This window comes from Citrobacter sp. Ce129 (assembly GCF_030334545.1).
Taxonomy (GTDB): Bacteria; Pseudomonadota; Gammaproteobacteria; order Enterobacterales; family Enterobacteriaceae; genus Citrobacter; species Citrobacter europaeus.
Map to the genome: position 1 here is coordinate 321,382 of NZ_JAOWDS010000051.1, position 18,053 is coordinate 339,434.

An 18,053-nucleotide genomic window follows, 5' to 3' on the forward strand; every position below is an offset into this window, starting at 1 on the left:
TCACAGCAGTTCTCGCGCCTGAGCAGCGATAGCTGCGGCGTCAAAACCATGATGCTGACGTAGCCAGCCACGATCCGCTGCCGCTGCATACTCTCCATCCGGAATGCCTAAACGCTTTAACACCGCCCCGACTCCGCCCTCAGCCAGCACTTCTGCCACCAGGCTTCCCAACCCACCATTAATGTTGTGCTCTTCTACGGTAATCACCGCTTTGCTGCCCTGTAGTGCTGACAACAGGGCTTTGGTATCACATGGTCGAATTGAAGGTACACTGACCACCTTCGCCTGAATACCGGCATCAGCCAACAGCGCAGCGGCATCAACAATTTCATGAACTGTCGAGCCCGTTGCCACCAGCGCCACATGCTCCCCTTCACGCAGCGTCAACACCGCCCCCGGAACAAAACGGTAACTCTCGTCATGAAGTTCCGGCAGTGCTTTTCCATCAAGACGAATATATACCGGTCCCTGATAGCCAATCGCATAATCGATAATCTGTCGGCACTCTCGTGGCGAAGATGGGGCGAAAATCTGGATATTGCCGAAGCCTCGCATAATGGCAATATCATCGATCGAATGGTGAGTGCTCGCCAGCGGACCATAGCTGGCACCGGCATTAAGACCGAATAGCTTCACATTGGTATTGTTGTAGCAAACATCGACTTTAATTTGCTCATTGGCACGGGAGATAAGAAATGGCGCAGCGTTACAGGTGACGGCGACCTTACCGCCAAGTGCAAGTCCTGCCGCCGTTCCAACCATGCTTTGTTCGGCAATACCTACGTTGACCAGGCGACCGGGAAACTGCTTTATAAAAGGAGCAATTTTCGCGGTTGATGTCGAGTCCGCTACGACCGGCACCAGGTCAACACCCTGTTCCACTGCATCAATGAACGCCTGAACCATGACGTTCGCGAGGTGTTCTGCATTACTCATCTTTTAACTCCTCCAGAGCCAGTTCGATCTCTTCACCTTTTGGCACCCGATGGTGCCATTCAGGGCGCCCCTGGATAAACGATATACCCGCGCCTTTCGTGGTATTGGCAATGATGACGTTAGGTTTGCCATCCTGCTTAAGTCCTTCCAGCGTGGCGACAACCGACGCCATATCATTCCCCTGACACTCAGTCACCGTCATACCAAATGCCTGCCATTTTGCGGCAAGCGGATCGGTATTCATGATTTCGCGAGTCGGTCCGGCTAATTGAAGATTGTTCTTGTCATTAATAATGATCAGGTTATCGAGGCCATAATGAGCAGCAGCCAGCGCCGCTTCCCAGTTACTTCCTTCGGCCAGTTCGCCATCGCCTGTGATTAAAAAGATGCGGCGTGAACTGTTACTTTTCTTCGCAGCCAGAGCCAGTCCCACCGCAACAGGTAAACCGTGGCCCAGAGCACCGGTATTCAGTTCAATACCCGGCGTTTTCTGGCGCACCGGGTGTCCGGGAAGATGGGAATTGGCATGTTGATAGGTTTCCAGCCAGTCAACGGGAAAAAAACCCGCCTCCGCCAGAACGCAGTAGTAACAGCCTACCGCGTGACCTTTAGACTGGATGTAGATATCCCGAGCCTCATCAGCGATACGCTCCGGAGCGACATTGAGTATACGAAAATAGAGTGCCGTCAACAGCTCAACTTGGGACAAGTCCGCACCAGTATGCCCACCCGCAGGGCTGTTAGCATTTAATCTAACGATGTGACGGCGAACCGCCCGCGCTTTGCGCTCAAGAGTCTGGATATCATAGTTCCAGGGATTCATTTAGCACCTCTGAATTTATTTTCAATATGGAATATTTATTCCGCGTGGGACTAAAAAAACCAGAATTTCCCATACGTCACATCTTCAGGCTTACGCCGTTGTATCATGCTCAGGAACATTCTGCCTCCTTACCGCGACCACACTGACGCTGGTAATAATAAGTTGACCTGTAACCACCATGAATATATATTCACAAATGATTCTTTATTCAATTATGCAACCTAATTTTCGTATTTGTCCATAGCTGTTTTGGAGGATTGGTTAAAGTTAGAGCTTTATCACACTTACCTGTCTTCAATTTTCGCGTATGATAAAACGCATTAAGATAATGGCGGTACGTAAATGATTTTCGAGGAAATATATGGCTAAGCAGGACGAACAACGGCTATTGGTTAAAATCGCTACCCTTTACTATCTTGAAGGACGCAAACAGTCCGATATTGCTCAACTTCTCTCGCTTTCTCAGTCGTTTATCTCCCGCGCCATCACCCGCTGTCAGAAAGAAGGGGTGGTGAAAATCAGCGTTGTCCAGCCCTCAAATATCTTCCTGAATCTTGAAAAAGGGATCGAGGAACGTTACGGCATTAAGCAGGCCATTGTGGTCGATACCGAAGAGGATGCCAGCGACCACACCATCAAACGCGCCATTGGTTCTGCCGCAGCCCACTATCTGGAAACCCGACTGCGCCCCAAAGATCTGGTGGGCGTTTCCTCATGGAGTTCGACGATCCGAGCGATGGTGGATGAAGTCCATACGCAGAACCTGAAAGCCGGCGGCGTAATTCAATTGTTGGGCGGCGTGGGTCCTAACGGCAACGTACAGGCCACAATTCTGACGCAGACGCTGGCACAACATCTGAATTGTGAAGCCTGGCTGCTGCCTTCGCAGAGTATCGAAGGCTCGGTTGAAGAGAAAAATCGTCTCGTTGCCAGCAAAGATGTCGCCGATGTGATTTCACGCTTTGATAACGTAGACATCGCCATTGTTGGCGTCGGGATCCTCGAACCGTCCCAATTGCTGAAAACATCAGGCAACTACTACCACGAAGATATGTTGCAGGTACTGGCTGATCGCGGCGCGGTCGGAGACATTTGCCTGCATTACTACGACAACAAGGGCCAGCCGGTATTGCAAGATGACGAAGATCCCGTAATTGGCATGGCCCTGGACAAGGTAAAAAAATGCCCGAATGTCGTGGCCCTTGCTGGCGGTACAGACAAAGTCGCGGCAATTAAAGGGGCGTTGAACGGAGGTTATATCGACGTGCTTATTACCGACTATCCTACCGCCCGGATGCTGGTCACCTCCTGATCCTCGATTCGCTGATAGCCTTTGCACGAAAGATAAAAAGCAAAGGCTGTGACTAAAATCTATATATTTCAATGAACTGAAAGGTTTCACCTCGCCTTAATTTATTCTTCTTTCTGTTATTATCCCGTCTATGTAAGTGTGATTCTCAGCACAATTGATGATTTTTTCTGTAGCCCAACGGAAAGATTGTAGCTAAGGTATTAAATAAATAATCAACACCGAATATATATTCAATAATTAAAAAAACGATGTCACAGCCAGGCCTGATGTAGTAATGACGCGACAATGAGGGGGGCTTTATCCTCCAAACCGGGACGCAATGTGACTCAGGAGATAATCTATGTGTGCAGCGAAGAAAGAGTTCATTATTGCGCTGGATGAAGGCACAACTAACGCCAAAGCAGTCGCGCTTGATGCACAGGGCAATGTGGTCGCAAAGTTTTCTCAGCCACTGGCGATTCAGACCCCTCGGGATGGCTGGGTTGAACAATCTGGCGAGGTGTTGATTGATGCTTCTATTGGCGTCATTGCCAAAGCTGTGAATCATGTTGGTGCTGAAAACGTCGCGGCACTGGCTATTAGTAATCAGCGTGAAACCGCCATAGGCTGGTATCGTCAGACTGGCAGACCGCTAAATTCCGCAATCACCTGGCAATGTACGCGCAGCGCGGCTTACTGCGAGGAGCTGCGGCATGAAAATAAAGAACAACTGATAAAATCAACCACAGGTCTGCCAATCGCCCCCCTTTTTTCCGCATCAAAAATGCGCTGGCTACTGGAATCCGTGACCGATGGGCCACAGCTGGCTGCGCAGGGACAAATTTGCCTGGGAACGATCGACAGTTGGTTGCTATGGAATTTAACCGCTGGTGAAGCCTTCTGCTGTGACTTTTCCAACGCCGCCCGCACACAGTTGCTAAACCTGCACTCTGGAGAGTGGGATGACGCCATGCTGGCACTCTTCCACATTCCACGCGCCGCCTTACCGGAAATAAAACCCTCCAGTGGATTATTTGGTCATACACGTGGACTGAATGGCATTCCAGACGGCATTCCTGTGATGTCGATGGTGGGTGACTCACATGCCGCTCTGTTTGGCCATGCTCTTGGCGAAATGGGATGCGTTAAAGCAACTTACGGTACCGGGTCATCGGTGATGGCGCCGGTCAAATCAGCCCAATGTGATATTGACGCACTGGCTACCACCATCGCCTGGCACGATGGAAACAGCATCATATACGGACTGGAAGGCAATATCCCGCACACGGGTGATGCGGTGGCATGGATGGCAGACAGTACGGGTCTGAGCGAACTTTCGGATGCCGAACTGACCTACGAACTCAACACCCTTCCCGCCTCCGTTGATTCAACCCTCGGCGTTTATTTTGTGCCAGCACTGACCGGCCTTGGCGCGCCATGGTGGGATGACAGTGCCCGTGGAGTCATCTGCGGACTCAGCCGGGGAGTTAAACGAGCACATCTCATTCGTGCCGCACTTGAGTCGATTACCTATCAAATCGCCGATGTTGTAGTTGCCATGCAGCAGCACGATGATTTCAAGTTAACTGCATTAATGGTTGACGGTGGCCCCACCAAAAACGACTGGCTAATGCAATATCAGGCAGACTTGCTTGGTTATCCGGTTATGCGTAGCGATGTGCCAGAACTTTCCGCCATTGGCGCGGCATTACTGGCGCGTAAAGCGCTTTACCCTGGCTCACTGACTGATTTAAAAGCTTTTTTAACCGTACATAGCACATTTCAACCCGACATGGATCGCCATCATCGGTTGCAAAAAAGATGGCAGGAATGGCGCCATGCGGTAAACAGAACATTATGGAAACCGGCCTCGTCCGCCTGACGCCTCACCAGGGAAAAAGCGCGACGTTATTTACCACATATACAGGAGGATACCGGACCATAAAAAATTCAAGCTTTACGTTGTTTCACCGTACCCGACAATAACAACACAGAGAGAACATTGTCATGAAATTACGTTTAACGCTGTTAACTGCTGCAACCCTGACTGCTTTGTCTTTTACTGCTCATGCAGCGGAAAAAGGGACAATCATGATTATGGTGAATTCACTGGATAATCCTTATTACGCCTCAGAAGCAAAAGGTGCCAGTGAAAAAGCCCAGGAACTGGGCTACAAAACCACAATTTTGTCGCACAGTGAAGATGTGAAAAAACAGAATGAATTGATTGATACGGCAATCGGCAAAAAAGTCCAGGGTATCGTTCTGGATAATGCAGATTCAACGGCCAGCGTCGCGGCAATTGAAAAAGCGAAAAAAGCTGGAATTCCCGTCATATTAATCAACCGTGAAATTCCCGTTGATGATGTTGCACTGGTGCAAATTACCCATAATAACTTCCAGGCGGGTTCCGAAGTTGCAAATATTTTCGTCGAGAAGATGGGCGAAAAAGGTAAATATGCTGAACTGACGTGTAACCTTGCCGATAATAATTGTGTTACGCGCTCCAAATCCTTCCACCAGGTTATCGATCAGTTCCCGGATATGGTTAGTGTTGCCAGACAGGATGCCAAAGGTACGCTTATCGACGGTAAACGTATTATGGACAGCATCCTACAAGCTCACCCGGACGTGAAAGGTATTATCTGCGGTAACGGTCCAGTAGCACTGGGCGCTATTGCTGCATTAAAAGCGGCGAACCGCAGCGACGTGGTCGTGGTCGGTATCGACGGCAGCAACGACGAACGTGATGCGGTGAAGGCTGGCACTCTACAGGCAACCGTCATGCTCCAGGCACAGGCTATCGCAGCACAAGGGGTTACCGATCTCGATAACTACCTGCAAAAAGGCATAAAACCAGAAAAACAACGCGTCATGTTCCGCGGAATTCTTATCACTAAAGAAAACGCAGATAAAGTACAGGATTTCAATATCAAGTCCTGATCCCGGGTTGTTGCGCCTCTCAGGAGGCGCAGAGGAGAATATTATGTCTAAAAAAGCCTGGCTTGCGCTGGTCGTGTTGACCGTGGGAGGATGCCGCATCGTCTCGCAGCAGGAACTTGCGGACCTCAAGTCGCCACCGAATCCACACATGGCCAATATAGATCAAACGTGGCAAAACAAAATTGTCCCGCAAATTGTCGGGCAGGCTCGTCCGGTGGCTGATTTACTGATGGCCTTGCAAGCTGAAAAAGATTTTGATAGCGCCTGTAAAAACCTCGGCTATCGTTCCCAGGAAGAGAATCCCTGCATCTTTTACGTAAAAGTTGAGGGAAAAATTAGCAATCTGGATACCGCCTCTCGCAATGGGAAAATGACTATCGCCGATAAAAGCGGCAACAACATTATTGTACAGATTGGTCCGACGCTACGCGGCACACAATTACGAGATGCCTTTAAAGGCGCAAGTTATAGTGATTTCAATGACCAGGTATTATTTGGTGAATATGGTCGGGGAATTAACGAACAAGCAATAAAGATGATCCAATCTGCGCAGCTTAAAACCGGCGAGTCAGTACACGTTTATGGTGTTTTTTCTGAGTGGGAGATTCCAGGATCCATCCCGGATATTACACCAGCGAAAATTGAATCTGTAGGAGGACAATAACATGCAGCAGCAAGATATCGTCACTCCTCATTCCGTCGAATCTGAAGTTATTATCGAAACACACGATTTATCGCGTGTTTACCCTGGGGTAGTGGCGTTAGATAGCGTCAACTATCGGGTATATCGGAATAAAGTAAACGTGCTGATCGGAGAAAATGGTGCGGGTAAGTCCACCATGATGAAAATGCTTGCTGGTGTCGAAAGTCCTTCTTCCGGGCACATTATTATGGATGGCACCCCCGTTACATTAAATTCGACCCATCAGGCCGAAAAACTGGGTATCAGTATTATTTTTCAGGAGTTGAATTTATTCCCAAACATGAATGTCATGGATAATATTTTCATGGCAAACGAGTTTTTTCAGAAAGGGAAAATCAACGAAAAATACCAATACGCTCTGGCAAAATCCTTACTGGAAAGACTCGAACTGGATGTTGATCCGTATACGCCACTGGAAGAACTAGGGATCGGTCATCAGCAACTGGTCGAGATTGCGCGTGCGCTCTCCAAAGATACCCGTGTTTTAATCATGGATGAACCGACCTCCGCCCTCAGCCAGTCTGAGGTGAAAGTGTTGTTTAACGTCATTGAGCAACTCAAGCGACGCGGCGTCACCATCATCTATATATCCCACCGTCTGGAAGAGTTGATGGAAATTGGCGATTACATCACGATTTTCCGCGACGGCCGTTTTATCAGTGAACGTCCAGTCAATGATGCCAGTATTCCGTGGATCATTGAACAAATGGTGGGTGATAAGAAAAAACATTTTGATTATCAACCCGCACCAAAAGGTGAAACGGTTCTATCCGTACAGGGTCTCACAGCCCTTCATCCGAGCGGCGGCTATAAGCTTAATGACGTGACGTTTAGCCTCAGTAAAGGCGAAGTCATCGGAATCTATGGTCTGCTGGGCGCAGGGCGAACTGAACTGTTCAAAGGACTGGTGGGACTCATGCCCTGCCAGAGTGGGAGCGTGCAGCTTAACGGCGAATGCATTGATAAAGCCCATTTTCAGTCACGTCTTAAAAAGGGGCTGGCGCTGGTGCCTGAGGACCGACAGGGTGAAGGCGTTGTTCAGATGATGTCGATTCAGTCCAACATGACGCTGTCTGACTTCAGCCTGCAAGGCTTTCGCCGTGCCTGGAAATGGCTGAACCCGCACAAAGAGCAGGCCAGTGTGAAGGCAATGATCCAGCAACTGGCTATCAAAGTGAGCGATCCCGAATTGCCTATCACCTCATTAAGCGGCGGTAATCAGCAAAAAGTGGTGCTGGGTAAGGCATTGATGACACAACCGCAGGTGGTTTTCCTTGACGAACCTACCCGAGGCATTGATGTGGGTGCGAAAACCGACGTGTATCACCTTATTGGCAAAATGGCGCAGCAAGGGCTGGCGGTGATGTTCTCTTCATCAGAGCTGGACGAAGTGATGGCGCTGGCGGACCGTATTCTGGTGATGGCCGATGGCCGAATCACCGCTGATGTCCCCCGTCATGCGGTCACCCGCGAGGCATTAATCGCGGCTTCTACACCTCAAGATTAATCAGGCTGGAATCCATCATGAACCAGAAATATATGATTTATATGTACCTGCTGAAGGCCAGAACGTTTATCGCACTGCTGCTGGTTATCGCATTCTTTAGCGTGATGGTACCTAATTTCCTGACCACCTCTAACCTGTTGATCATGACCCAGCACGTCGCCATCACAGGCTTACTGGCAATTGGTATGACGCTGGTGATACTGACTGGCGGTATCGATCTGTCCGTCGGGGCGGTAGCGGGTATTTGCGGTATGGTTGCAGGCGCCTTGCTTACCAACGGTCTGCCCATCTGGGGTGGCAACATCATCTTCTTCAACGTACCAGAGGTCATAATCTGTGTTGCCCTCTTCGGCGTTGTCGTTGGTTTTGTCAACGGTGCCGTCATCACCCGTTTCGGCGTTGCACCGTTTATCTGTACGCTCGGCATGATGTACGTTGCCAGAGGGTCTGCTCTTCTGTTTAACGACGGCAGCACTTACCCAAATCTGAACGGCATGGACGCGCTGGGCAATACCGGTTTTGCCACGCTGGGGTCAGGTACTTTGTTGGGGATTTATCTCCCTATCTGGCTGATGATTGCCTTCCTGCTGCTGGGCTACTGGGTAACCACCAAAACCCCATTAGGCCGCTACATCTACGCGATTGGAGGGAACGAATCCGCCGCACGTCTGGCGGGTGTCCCTATCGTAAAAGCGAAGATCTTTGTCTACGCCTTCTCCGGTCTGTGTGCCGCTTTTGTTGGGCTGATTGTGGCTTCACAACTGCAAACCGCACATCCGATGACCGGCAACATGTTTGAGATGGATGCCATTGGCGCAACTGTGCTGGGTGGAACGGCCCTCGCGGGAGGACGTGGACGTGTCTCCGGCTCCATTATCGGTGCCTTCGTAATTGTCTTCCTCGCCGATGGCATGGTGATGATGGGCGTCAGCGACTTCTGGCAAATGGTCATCAAAGGTGTGGTTATCGTCACCGCCGTTGTTGTCGATCAGTTCCAGCAAAAGCTGCAGAACAAAGTCATTCTGATGCGTCGCCACGACGAAAAGCTGGCGGCAGCACCCTCAGTAAATACCGTATCCAGTTAAGCAGCAACATTCCGCCGGGCATCTTTTGCCCGGCCCATACAGGGGATAAAAATATGCAACGTGATTTTCATGGTAAGACAATTGTCATCACTGGTGCTTGTCGAGGGATTGGCGCAGGTATCGCCGAACGTTTTGCCCGCGACGGCGCAAATCTGGTGATGGTATCTAATGCAGAGCGCGTCCACGAAACAGCGGAACAGCTTCGTCAGCGCTATCAGGCAGATATTTTATCTTTGCAGGTGGATGTCACCAATGAAGCGCAGGTGCAATCTCTGTACGAGCAGGCCGCAGCGCGCTTTGGCACCATTGATGTCTCAATTCAAAACGCGGGTGTTATCACCATCGACTATTTCGACCGCATGCCGAAAGCAGATTTCGAAAAAGTCCTCGCCGTAAATACCACTGGCGTATGGCTCTGCTGCCGGGAAGCCGCAAAATATATGGTTAAGCAAAACCAGGGCTGCCTGATTAATACCTCTTCCGGTCAGGGACGTCAGGGTTTCATCTATACCCCACACTACGCCGCCAGCAAGATGGGCGTAATTGGCATTACGCAAAGTTTGGCCCATGAGTTAGCGCCATGGAATATCACCGTCAACGCCTTTTGCCCGGGGATAATCGAAAGCGAAATGTGGGATTACAACGATCGTGTCTGGGGCGAGATTCTCAGTACAGATGAAAAACGCTATGGCAAAGGTGAACTGATGGCTGAATGGGTTAAAGGCATCCCAATGAAACGCGCGGGCAAACCTGAAGATGTCGCCGGGCTGGTCGCTTTTCTCGCCTCTGACGATGCGCGTTATCTCACCGGACAAACCATCAACATCGATGGCGGCCTGATTATGTCTTAATGCCCGCCAGGGTATCTGTTAAGAGAGTCATCACTATGATTGCAAAAGATTTTGCTCAACAACTGTTTAATCTTGAGGGGCGCGTCGCTTTTGTTACTGGCGCAGGCAGCGGCATCGGTCAGACTATCGCCTGCGCACTCGCCAGCGCGGGCGCACACGTAGTCTGTTTTGATTTGCGCGAAGACGGCGGGCTGAACACGACCGTTGATACTATTACCGCTATTGGCGCCCAGGCTGCGCTCTATACGGGTGATGTCCGTCAGCTTAGCGACCTTCGCGCCGCGGTAGCCCTGGCGAAGGAACGCTTTGGTCGTCTGGATATTGCGGTCAATGCCGCAGGCATTGCCAACGCCAACCCAGCGCTGGAAATGGAAAGCGAGCAGTGGCAACGCGTTATCGACATTAACCTCACTGGCGTGTGGAATTCCTGTAAAGCCGAAGCGGAACTGATGCTGGAATCCGGTGGTGGCTCGATTATTAACATCGCATCCATGTCCGGAATTATTGTTAACCGAGGTCTTGAACAAGCCCATTACAATAGCGCTAAGGCTGGAGTCATTCATCTGTCAAAAAGCCTGGCGATGGAGTGGATTGGAAAAGGGATCCGCGTGAATTCTATCAGCCCTGGATATACCGCCACGCCGATGAACACTCGACCGGAAATGGTTCATCAGACGCGGGAGTTTGAAAGCCAGACGCCGATTCAGCGCATGGCAAAAGTGGAAGAGATGGCGGGCCCGGCACTCTTTCTGGCCAGCGATGCTGCTTCATTTTGCACCGGTGTAGACCTGGTTGTAGATGGTGGATTTATCTGTTGGTAAACAGCATTACGCCCGCAGCCATGGTTAGCTGCGGGCATTAATTTATTCTCCGCTACAGGCAGCCAGCGTTTTTCGTTGCCGGCCGTTTTCATCAAAGTTGTCGGCAGCCAGCCAGCGCTGTAACACGGCGTCACACTGGGGCCATTCGCCGTCAATCATCGATAACCAGTCGCTGTCGCGATTACGCCCCTTGCGCACAATCTTCTGGCGAAAGCGTCCTTCGAAGATAAACCCAAGGCGCTCAGCCGCCCGACGGGAAGCCGTGTTCAGGGAATCACATTTCCACTCCACGCGACGATAGCCCAACGCAAACGCCTGGCGCAGCAGCAGCCAGATACTTTCGGTGCCGAGTACCGTATTTTTCATGCGCGGTGACCAGGTCACATGACCTATTTCGACCGAACCGTGCTCTCGTTCAATCGCCATAAAGCACACTAGTCCAACGGCACGTCCGGAACGCTGCTCAATGACGGCATAGGGAACCAGAGATGCATCAGCAGCTTTCCCCTGAACCCAGCAAGCTGCGGCCTCAACGCTTGTGGGGCGAGAGCTGGCAAGCCAGGTCCAGTCGCGATCGTCCGGTGCCTGCGCATAGGCATCAAACAGATCGGCAGCATGGCTGTCGGCATCCAGAGGAACCAGTCGACAATATTGCCCTGTAAGCGTTTCCCGTGGCAGCACGGCGGCGCCATTCCAGCCCGGCACAACATCGCCGACGGTCTGTCCATAAAGATTTAGTTCCGGCAACTTTCAACCCCTTTTGCGAAGTAAAAAATAGTTTTAACACCGGCCATTTCGCCTTCAAAGCGTCGCCAGAAGATTTTGACAACGAACAGAAAATCAGCAGCGCTTCTATACTCTAAGGATTCAATCAACGCTGAAGAGAACCCTATGCCACTACCCGATTTTCATGTTTCTGACCCTTTCACGTTAGGCATTGAGCTGGAAATGCAGGTAGTCAATCCTCCGGGCTACGACCTGAGCCAGGATTCTTCCCGGTTGATTGACGCCGTAAAGCCGCTGCTTACCGCCGGAGAAGTAAAGCACGATATAACGGAAAGTATGCTGGAGATGGCGACCGGGGTTTGTCGCGATATCGACCAGGCGAGTGCTGAATTATCCGCCATGCAGCAGGTAATCTCGCGGGTTGCTGCAAAGCATCACCTCGCCATCTGTGGTGGTGGTACGCATCCATTTCAAAAATGGCAACGTCAGGAAGTGTGCGATGACGAACGCTATCGACGCAACCTGGAAAATTTTGGCTATCTTATCCAGCAGGCGACAGTGTTCGGCCAGCATGTGCATATCGGCTGCGCAAACGGCGATGATGCCATTTATCTCCTGCACGGGCTGTCGCGGTTTGTTCCCCATTTTATTGCGCTCTCCGCCGCCTCACCTTATATGCAGACGTCCGACACGCGGTTTGCCTGCGCGCGACTAAATATATTCTCCGGATTTCCCGATAATGGCCCGATGCCATGGGTGAATAACTGGCAGGAATTCGAGGGGCTATTCCGTCGGCTGGCTTACACCAGCATGATTGACAGCATTAAAGATTTACACTGGGATATCCGCCCCAGCCCGCACTTTGGCACAGTAGAGGTTCGGGTAATGGATACGCCGCTGACCCTTGATCATGCAGTCAATATGGCAGGGCTTATTCAGGCTACCGCCCACTGGTTACTCACCAAACGCCCGTTCAAACACCAGGAGCGTGATTACCTGCTGTATAAATTCAACCGTTTCCAGGCTTGCCGCTTTGGTATGGCGGGAATCGTCACCGACGTCAACACCGGCGACGGCTGCCGCTTGTCAGATGACACATTGCGGCTACTGGAGAATATCGCTACCTCTGCAGATAAAGTGGGCGCGACCAGCGCGATTGAAGCTATAGGCCTGCAGGTTAAAAATGGTCATGATGAAGCACAAAATATGCGTGATTTCGTCGCCGACGGCGGGTCGTTGAGTGGTCTGGTGAAAAAGCATTGTGAGATTTGGGCAGGGTTATAAGCGTGGGAATTTGCGTTGCCCGCAGAGATCCCGGACAATGGCTTTTTAACTCAAGTTTAACAATGCTATGAAACATCCGCTTGAATCACTGATGACCGTCGCAGGGATCCTGCTGCTGGCTTTTTTGTCCTGCCTGCTGCTACCCGCCCCCTCGCTTGGCCTGCTGTTGGCGCAAAAGGTCGTCACCACCTTTCATCTGATGGATCTCAACCAGTTTTATACTTTGCTGTATTGCCTGTGGTTTTTACTGCTGGGGATGCTTGAGTATTTGCTGTTGCGCTTCATCTGGCGGCGCTGGTTCTCGCTGGCGGATTAGGCCCGCGAGAACTCTTCGTCGTTAATGCGTTCGGCTATGATTTTCTTTGCGATAAGCACCCGGCGGCTGGCTGAACGTTCGGGTGAAAATACGCGTAAAGGTCTGCTGCGAATCAAATCCGTACTTCAAACAAATGTCGTACACTTTCTGGTCGGTATCGCGTAGATCGCGCGCCGCCAGCAGCAGCTTACGCTCACGGATGTAACGCCCGAGGCTTTCACCTTTGTACTGCATAAAGAGACGCTGCAGGTGCCATTTGGAATATCCCGCATGGCGCGCAATATCATCAATGCGCAATGGCTGATTCAAATTATCATCAATCCATTCAACAATCGTATCAATTACCTGAGCAGAAATCGTCATCATGCTCTCCCCTGTATTCATTGAGTCGCCTGTTGCCACCAGGCCGTAAACGGTTGGTCCGGTTCGGACAGTACTACCGGTTCACCCAGCATGGGCGTCAGCAGGCGGTAATCCTGATGACGGCTGGCAAGCGCCAGTCGTTTGTAAGGATCATCCCAGGTATGTTTCGCCAGAACGAAACGGCCGGCATGCCCTGGCAACACGGCTTTCGCATGCAAATCTGCCGCGGCCTGTGCCGTCTCTTCCGGCATCATGTGAATAAACTTCCAGTCCTGGTCATACTGACCGTTCTCCATAATCGCCAGGTCAACCGAGCCAAACTGCTCGCCAATGGCTTTGAAATGCGGTCCATAGCCGGAATCGCCACTGTAATAAACGTTCTGCTCCGGCGTTTCGAACATGAAGCTCGCCCATAGCGTTTGGTTGCGCTTGATACCGCGTCCCGAGAAATGACGAGCAGGCAGCACATGAACGATCAGCGAATCCGTCACTCTGACAGACTGATTCCAGTCGCGCTCTTCGATTATCTCGCTGCGCATCCCCCAGTAACGCAGATGCGATCCGACGCCGAGCGGCGTAATCACCCGCTTAATTTTCGGCATTAGCGCCTTGATAGTGGCGAGATCCAGATGGTCATAGTGATCGTGCGAGATGATGAGCAGATCGATCTCCGGCATCGTCTGCGCACTCCACGGATAATCTCCGGCGAAGGCTTTATTCAGGAATGAAAACGGTGCGGCATAATTGCTAAACACCGGATCAATCAGGATACGCTGACCCGCCAGCTGTAAATACCACGAGGAGTGGCCGAGCCAGACCAGCGTATCCTGCAGCGGCGCAAGCCCGGCGAGATCGGTCGCCACCAGCGGTAACGGCTGCGCCGGACGCGCATTTTCACGCTTAGCGACCAGAAACTCCCACCAGGCCGCCAGCATACCTTTGTTGCCGGTATAGCCCGGTGTCGGCACCTGGTTATGAAACTGTCCATCACGATAGTGTGGTGACTGTTCAACCTGACTCAGTTGTGCCCCTTGCGGTGCCTGACCAAACCCGGCATTGAGTACAAACGGTAAACTTGCAGCTGCGGCAATAAGCATAATAACAACCACACAAACTGTGAGACGCTTCATATCCTGACCTTAAACGCGCCCCCTTTCCGCTGGTTTGCGCGACTGACTCTTGATTATGAGTGAGTAAGCACTCATTATAGAAATCGAAAGTTCGCCGTCAAGATGATTTTCAATCTTTGACATTCGCCGTTGCGGTGCAGCAAAGGCCGTGATTCAATCATGTTTTTTACAGACTTAAGGGTAAAGTGTAGTGGCTCGTCCGAAGAGTGAAGACAAAAAACTGGCATTACTGGAAGCTGCAACCACAGCATTTGCACAATCAGGTATTGCGGCCTCTACCGCCGTGATAGCACGCAATGCAGGGGTTGCGGAGGGAACCTTGTTTCGCTATTTCGCGACCAAAGATGATTTGATCAACGAGCTTTACCTCTTTTTGAAGCAAGATCTTTGTCAGTCGATGATGGCAAATCTGGATCGCTCAGTGACCGATGCCAAAACCATGACTCACTACATCTGGAACAGCTACATTAGCTGGGGTCTGAACCACACCTGCGGGCATCGCACGATTCGCCAGTTGGCCGTCAGCGAGAAAATCAGCAAAGAAACAGAACAACAGGCTGACGATATGTTCCCGGAATTACGCGATCTTTGTCATCGCTCCGTACGACCCGAGTTTATGTCTGACGAGTATCGCGCCTTTGGCGACGCGTTGTTTCTTTCTCTGGCGGAGACCACCATGGAGTTCGCCGCCCGCGACGCTGCTCGCGCAAAAGACTATATTTCGATGGGGTTTGAAGCCATGTGGCGCGCACTGACCCGCGAGGAAAAATAATGGACGACCAGACCCTGCATGCCTGTGCGAAGCGCCTGGCGCTCGAACAGCCTTTTACCGAACACTGCTGGCCATTCGGCCCGGAATACGACGTCTTCAAAGTCGGCGGCAAAATTTTTATGCTGGTCACTGAGCTTCGCGGACGCCCGCTGGTTAACCTAAAATCAGACCCGCAGAAGTCACTGTTAAACCAGCAGATCTACCCCAGCATTAAACCCGGCTATCACATGAATAAAAAACACTGGATCTCGGTCTACCCTGGCGACGACATTACCGAATCATTACTGGCAGAGCTGGTGAATGATTCATGGCACCGCGTCGTAGACGGTCTGGCGAAGCGGGATCAAAAACGTCTACGTCCAGGTTGATTTATCGTTAACCCCGATAAGTGTTTTTGCATTTTCCTGTCTTATCTTTTTCCCGCTAACCCTGTACCCTGCTGAAACAAAACGCACCCGCAGGGTATGAAAAATCACCAGGAGTAGTTATGGATATTGTTTCTGTCGCCTTAAAACGTTACTCCACTAAGGCATTCGATCCGAATAAAAAACTGACCGCTGAGCAGGCCAAAAAATTAAAAACGCTGCTGCAGTTTAGCCCGTCCAGTACCAACTCTCAGCCATGGCACTTTATTGTCGCCAGCACTGACGAAGGTAAAGCGCGTGTAGCTAAATCCGCAGCCGGCGGTTTTGTATTCAACGAACGCAAAATGCTGGATGCTTCCCACGTTGTGGTGTTCTGCGCCAAAACGGCGATGGACGATGCGTGGCTGGAGCGCGTGGTGGATCAAGAAGAGAGCGATGGTCGTTTCGCTACGCCTGAAGCTAAAGCCGCAAACCATAAAAGCCGTACCTTCTTTGCCGACATGCATCGCAAAGAGCTGAAGGATGACAACCACTGGATGGCAAAACAGGTGTACCTCAACGTCGGTAACTTCCTGCTGGGCGTTGCGGCTATGGGCCTGGATGCTGTGCCGATCGAAGGCTTTGATTCAGCGGTCATGGATGCAGAATTTGGCCTGAAAGAGAAAGGTTTCACCAGCGTAGTGGTGGTTCCGGTGGGTCATCACAGCGTAGAAGATTTCAACGCCGCACTGCCGAAATCTCGTCTGCCGCTGGAAACGACGCTGACGGAAGTCTAATCCTCCGCATTTGCATAAGCTCCGCACAGCGGTCATCATAGACCGCTGTTTATTAAGGAGACGTTATGCAGGAATTGATATCTCAGGTAGAAGAACTCGGCATTGAAATAAATCACACCACCTCATTGGTGATGATTTTTGGCATTATTTTTATCACCGCCATTATTGTTCACGTTATTTTGCACTGGGTGGTATTACGCGCATTTGAAAAGCGTGCCAGCGCCAGCTCCCGCCTGTGGCTACAAATCATCACGCAGAACAAGTTATTTCACCGGCTGGCATTCACCCTGCAGGGTATCATTGTCAATATACAGGCCGCACTCTGGCTACAGAAAGGCAGCGAAGCAGCAGAAATATTAGTGACCTGCGCTCAGTTGTGGATCATGATGTACGCCCTGCTGTCCCTGTTTTCCCTGCTGGACGTTATTCTCAATCTGTCGCAAAAACTCCCTGCAGCATCGCAATTACCGCTAAAAGGCATATTCCAGGGCATCAAACTCATCAGCGCAATTCTCGTCGGAATATTGATGATTTCCCTGCTGATTGGTCAGTCACCGACAATACTGATAAGCGGTCTGGGCGCCATGGCCGCCGTGTTAATGCTGGTGTTTAAAGATCCAATCCTCGGACTGGTTGCCGGAATACAACTTTCAGCCAACGATATGTTGAAGTTGGGTGACTGGCTGGAAATGCCGAAATATGGTGCCGATGGCGCGGTTATTGATATTGGCTTAACCACCGTGAAAGTGCGCAACTGGGATAACACCATCACCACTATCCCAACCTGGTCACTGGTCTCAGACTCTTTTAAAAACTGGAGTGGAATGTCGGCTTCCGGTGGGCGGAGAATAAAACGCAGCATCAGCATCGATGCCACCAGCATCCATTTTCTTGATGAGGATGAGCGCCAGCGTCTGCATAAAGCCCACCTGCTGAAACCGTATTTAACAACACGTCACCAGGAAATTGACGAGTGGAATCAGCAATTAGATGCGCCTGAATCGGTATTGAATCACCGCCAGATGACGAATATTGGCACCTTCCGCGCTTATCTGAACGAATATTTGCGTCATCATCCACGTATTCGCAAAGATATGACGTTAATGGTACGCCAGCTTGCGCCGGACGATCACGGTTTACCGATCGAAATTTATGCCTTTACTAATACGGTAGTCTGGCTGGAATATGAAAGTATTCAGGCTGATATCTTCGACCATATCTTTGCCGTGGTCGAAGAGTTTGGTTTACGCATTCATCAGTCGCCTACCGGAAACGATATTCGCGCACTGTCTGGCGCGTTTCAGCGATAAACCGGACAGAGAGAAAATGGCCGATCCCATTATTAATATGAGATCGGCCAT

19 protein-coding genes are annotated in these 18,053 nt (G+C 50.9%); 14 read left to right on the forward strand and 5 right to left on the reverse strand.

The window, feature by feature from the left end; all coding sequences use genetic code 11:
- Window positions 1-936 carry a transketolase family protein gene (locus OGV77_RS03585; RefSeq protein WP_008784049.1) on the reverse strand — a complete coding sequence of 312 codons (936 nt, stop codon included), beginning with the start codon at window positions 934-936 and terminating at the stop codon, window positions 1-3.
- Window positions 929-1,759, reverse strand: a complete 831-nt coding sequence (locus OGV77_RS03590) for a transketolase (protein ID WP_003831177.1) — start codon at window positions 1,757-1,759, stop codon at window positions 929-931. The genes OGV77_RS03585 and OGV77_RS03590 overlap by 8 nt, the downstream gene beginning before the upstream one ends.
- Before the next feature lie 361 nt (window positions 1,760-2,120).
- Here OGV77_RS03590 and OGV77_RS03595 point away from each other — a divergent pair, with 361 nt between their 5' ends.
- The 8 genes from OGV77_RS03595 to OGV77_RS03630 all read left to right on the forward strand — a co-directional run bounded on the left by OGV77_RS03595 (window position 2,121) and on the right by OGV77_RS03630 (window position 10,960).
- Window positions 2,121-3,071 carry a sugar-binding transcriptional regulator gene (locus OGV77_RS03595; RefSeq protein ID WP_003831176.1) on the forward strand — a complete coding sequence of 317 codons (951 nt, stop codon included), beginning with the start codon at window positions 2,121-2,123 and terminating at the stop codon, window positions 3,069-3,071.
- Window positions 3,072-3,411: 340 nt separating this feature from the next.
- Window positions 3,412-4,932, forward strand: coding sequence for an FGGY family carbohydrate kinase (locus OGV77_RS03600; RefSeq protein ID WP_087051589.1), 1,521 nt, complete (start codon window positions 3,412-3,414; stop codon window positions 4,930-4,932).
- 125 nt (window positions 4,933-5,057) lie between these two features.
- Window positions 5,058-5,993: a D-ribose ABC transporter substrate-binding protein gene (locus OGV77_RS03605; RefSeq protein WP_043015525.1), complete on the forward strand. Its 936-nt coding sequence runs from the start codon at window positions 5,058-5,060 to the stop codon at window positions 5,991-5,993.
- A gap of 43 nt (window positions 5,994-6,036) precedes the next feature.
- Complete coding sequence (locus tag OGV77_RS03610; protein ID WP_047412808.1) at window positions 6,037-6,657, forward strand: DUF2291 family protein; 621 nt, start codon at window positions 6,037-6,039, stop codon at window positions 6,655-6,657.
- Between the two features lies 1 nt (window position 6,658).
- Window positions 6,659-8,203: a sugar ABC transporter ATP-binding protein gene (locus tag OGV77_RS03615; RefSeq protein WP_047412811.1), complete on the forward strand. Its 1,545-nt coding sequence runs from the start codon at window positions 6,659-6,661 to the stop codon at window positions 8,201-8,203.
- 17 nt (window positions 8,204-8,220) lie between these two features.
- A complete protein-coding gene (locus OGV77_RS03620; RefSeq protein ID WP_043015522.1) occupies window positions 8,221-9,288 on the forward strand; it encodes an ABC transporter permease in 1,068 nt (355 codons plus the stop codon).
- A 53-nt stretch (window positions 9,289-9,341) separates the two neighbouring features.
- Window positions 9,342-10,139, forward strand: a complete 798-nt coding sequence (locus OGV77_RS03625) for an SDR family oxidoreductase (protein ID WP_003831170.1) — start codon at window positions 9,342-9,344, stop codon at window positions 10,137-10,139.
- 35 nt (window positions 10,140-10,174) lie between these two features.
- Window positions 10,175-10,960, forward strand: a complete 786-nt coding sequence (locus OGV77_RS03630; protein ID WP_047412814.1) for an SDR family oxidoreductase — start codon at window positions 10,175-10,177, stop codon at window positions 10,958-10,960.
- Window positions 10,961-11,002: 42 nt separating this feature from the next.
- Here OGV77_RS03630 and OGV77_RS03635 read toward each other — a convergent pair whose 3' ends face one another.
- Complete coding sequence (locus OGV77_RS03635; protein WP_087051590.1) at window positions 11,003-11,707, reverse strand: GNAT family N-acetyltransferase; 705 nt, start codon at window positions 11,705-11,707, stop codon at window positions 11,003-11,005.
- Window positions 11,708-11,851: 144 nt separating this feature from the next.
- Between OGV77_RS03635 and OGV77_RS03640 the strand changes: the two genes are divergently transcribed.
- Window positions 11,852-12,970 (forward strand): YbdK family carboxylate-amine ligase, encoded by a 1,119-nt coding sequence (locus OGV77_RS03640; protein WP_087051591.1) that lies wholly within the window; start codon window positions 11,852-11,854, stop codon window positions 12,968-12,970.
- Between the two features lie 67 nt (window positions 12,971-13,037).
- Window positions 13,038-13,286: a DUF1158 family protein gene (locus OGV77_RS03645; RefSeq protein ID WP_087051592.1), complete on the forward strand. Its 249-nt coding sequence runs from the start codon at window positions 13,038-13,040 to the stop codon at window positions 13,284-13,286.
- Between the two features lie 21 nt (window positions 13,287-13,307).
- On the opposite strand, the gene OGV77_RS03650 is transcribed toward OGV77_RS03645, so the two are convergent.
- Together OGV77_RS03650 and OGV77_RS03655 are read right to left on the reverse strand one after the other, a co-directional pair.
- Window positions 13,308-13,649, reverse strand: a complete 342-nt coding sequence (locus OGV77_RS03650) for a RamA family antibiotic efflux transcriptional regulator (RefSeq protein ID WP_003021996.1) — start codon at window positions 13,647-13,649, stop codon at window positions 13,308-13,310.
- A gap of 17 nt (window positions 13,650-13,666) precedes the next feature.
- A complete protein-coding gene (locus OGV77_RS03655; RefSeq protein ID WP_043015517.1) occupies window positions 13,667-14,779 on the reverse strand; it encodes an MBL fold metallo-hydrolase in 1,113 nt (370 codons plus the stop codon).
- Window positions 14,780-14,969: 190 nt separating this feature from the next.
- Between OGV77_RS03655 and OGV77_RS03660 the strand changes: the two genes are divergently transcribed.
- The 4 genes from OGV77_RS03660 (at window position 14,970) to OGV77_RS03675 (ending at window position 18,002) form a co-directional block, all read left to right on the forward strand.
- A complete protein-coding gene (locus OGV77_RS03660; RefSeq protein ID WP_087051593.1) occupies window positions 14,970-15,551 on the forward strand; it encodes a TetR/AcrR family transcriptional regulator in 582 nt (193 codons plus the stop codon).
- A complete protein-coding gene (locus tag OGV77_RS03665) occupies window positions 15,551-15,919 on the forward strand; it encodes an MmcQ/YjbR family DNA-binding protein (RefSeq protein WP_087051594.1) in 369 nt (122 codons plus the stop codon). The genes OGV77_RS03660 and OGV77_RS03665 overlap by 1 nt, the downstream gene beginning before the upstream one ends.
- A gap of 119 nt (window positions 15,920-16,038) precedes the next feature.
- Window positions 16,039-16,692, forward strand: coding sequence for an oxygen-insensitive NAD(P)H nitroreductase (gene nfsB, locus OGV77_RS03670; protein WP_087051595.1), 654 nt, complete (start codon window positions 16,039-16,041; stop codon window positions 16,690-16,692).
- 65 nt (window positions 16,693-16,757) lie between these two features.
- Entirely contained in the window at window positions 16,758-18,002 is a 1,245-nt protein-coding gene (locus OGV77_RS03675) for a mechanosensitive ion channel family protein (protein WP_087051596.1), read from the forward strand.
- Window positions 18,003-18,053: the final 51 nt, after the last annotated feature.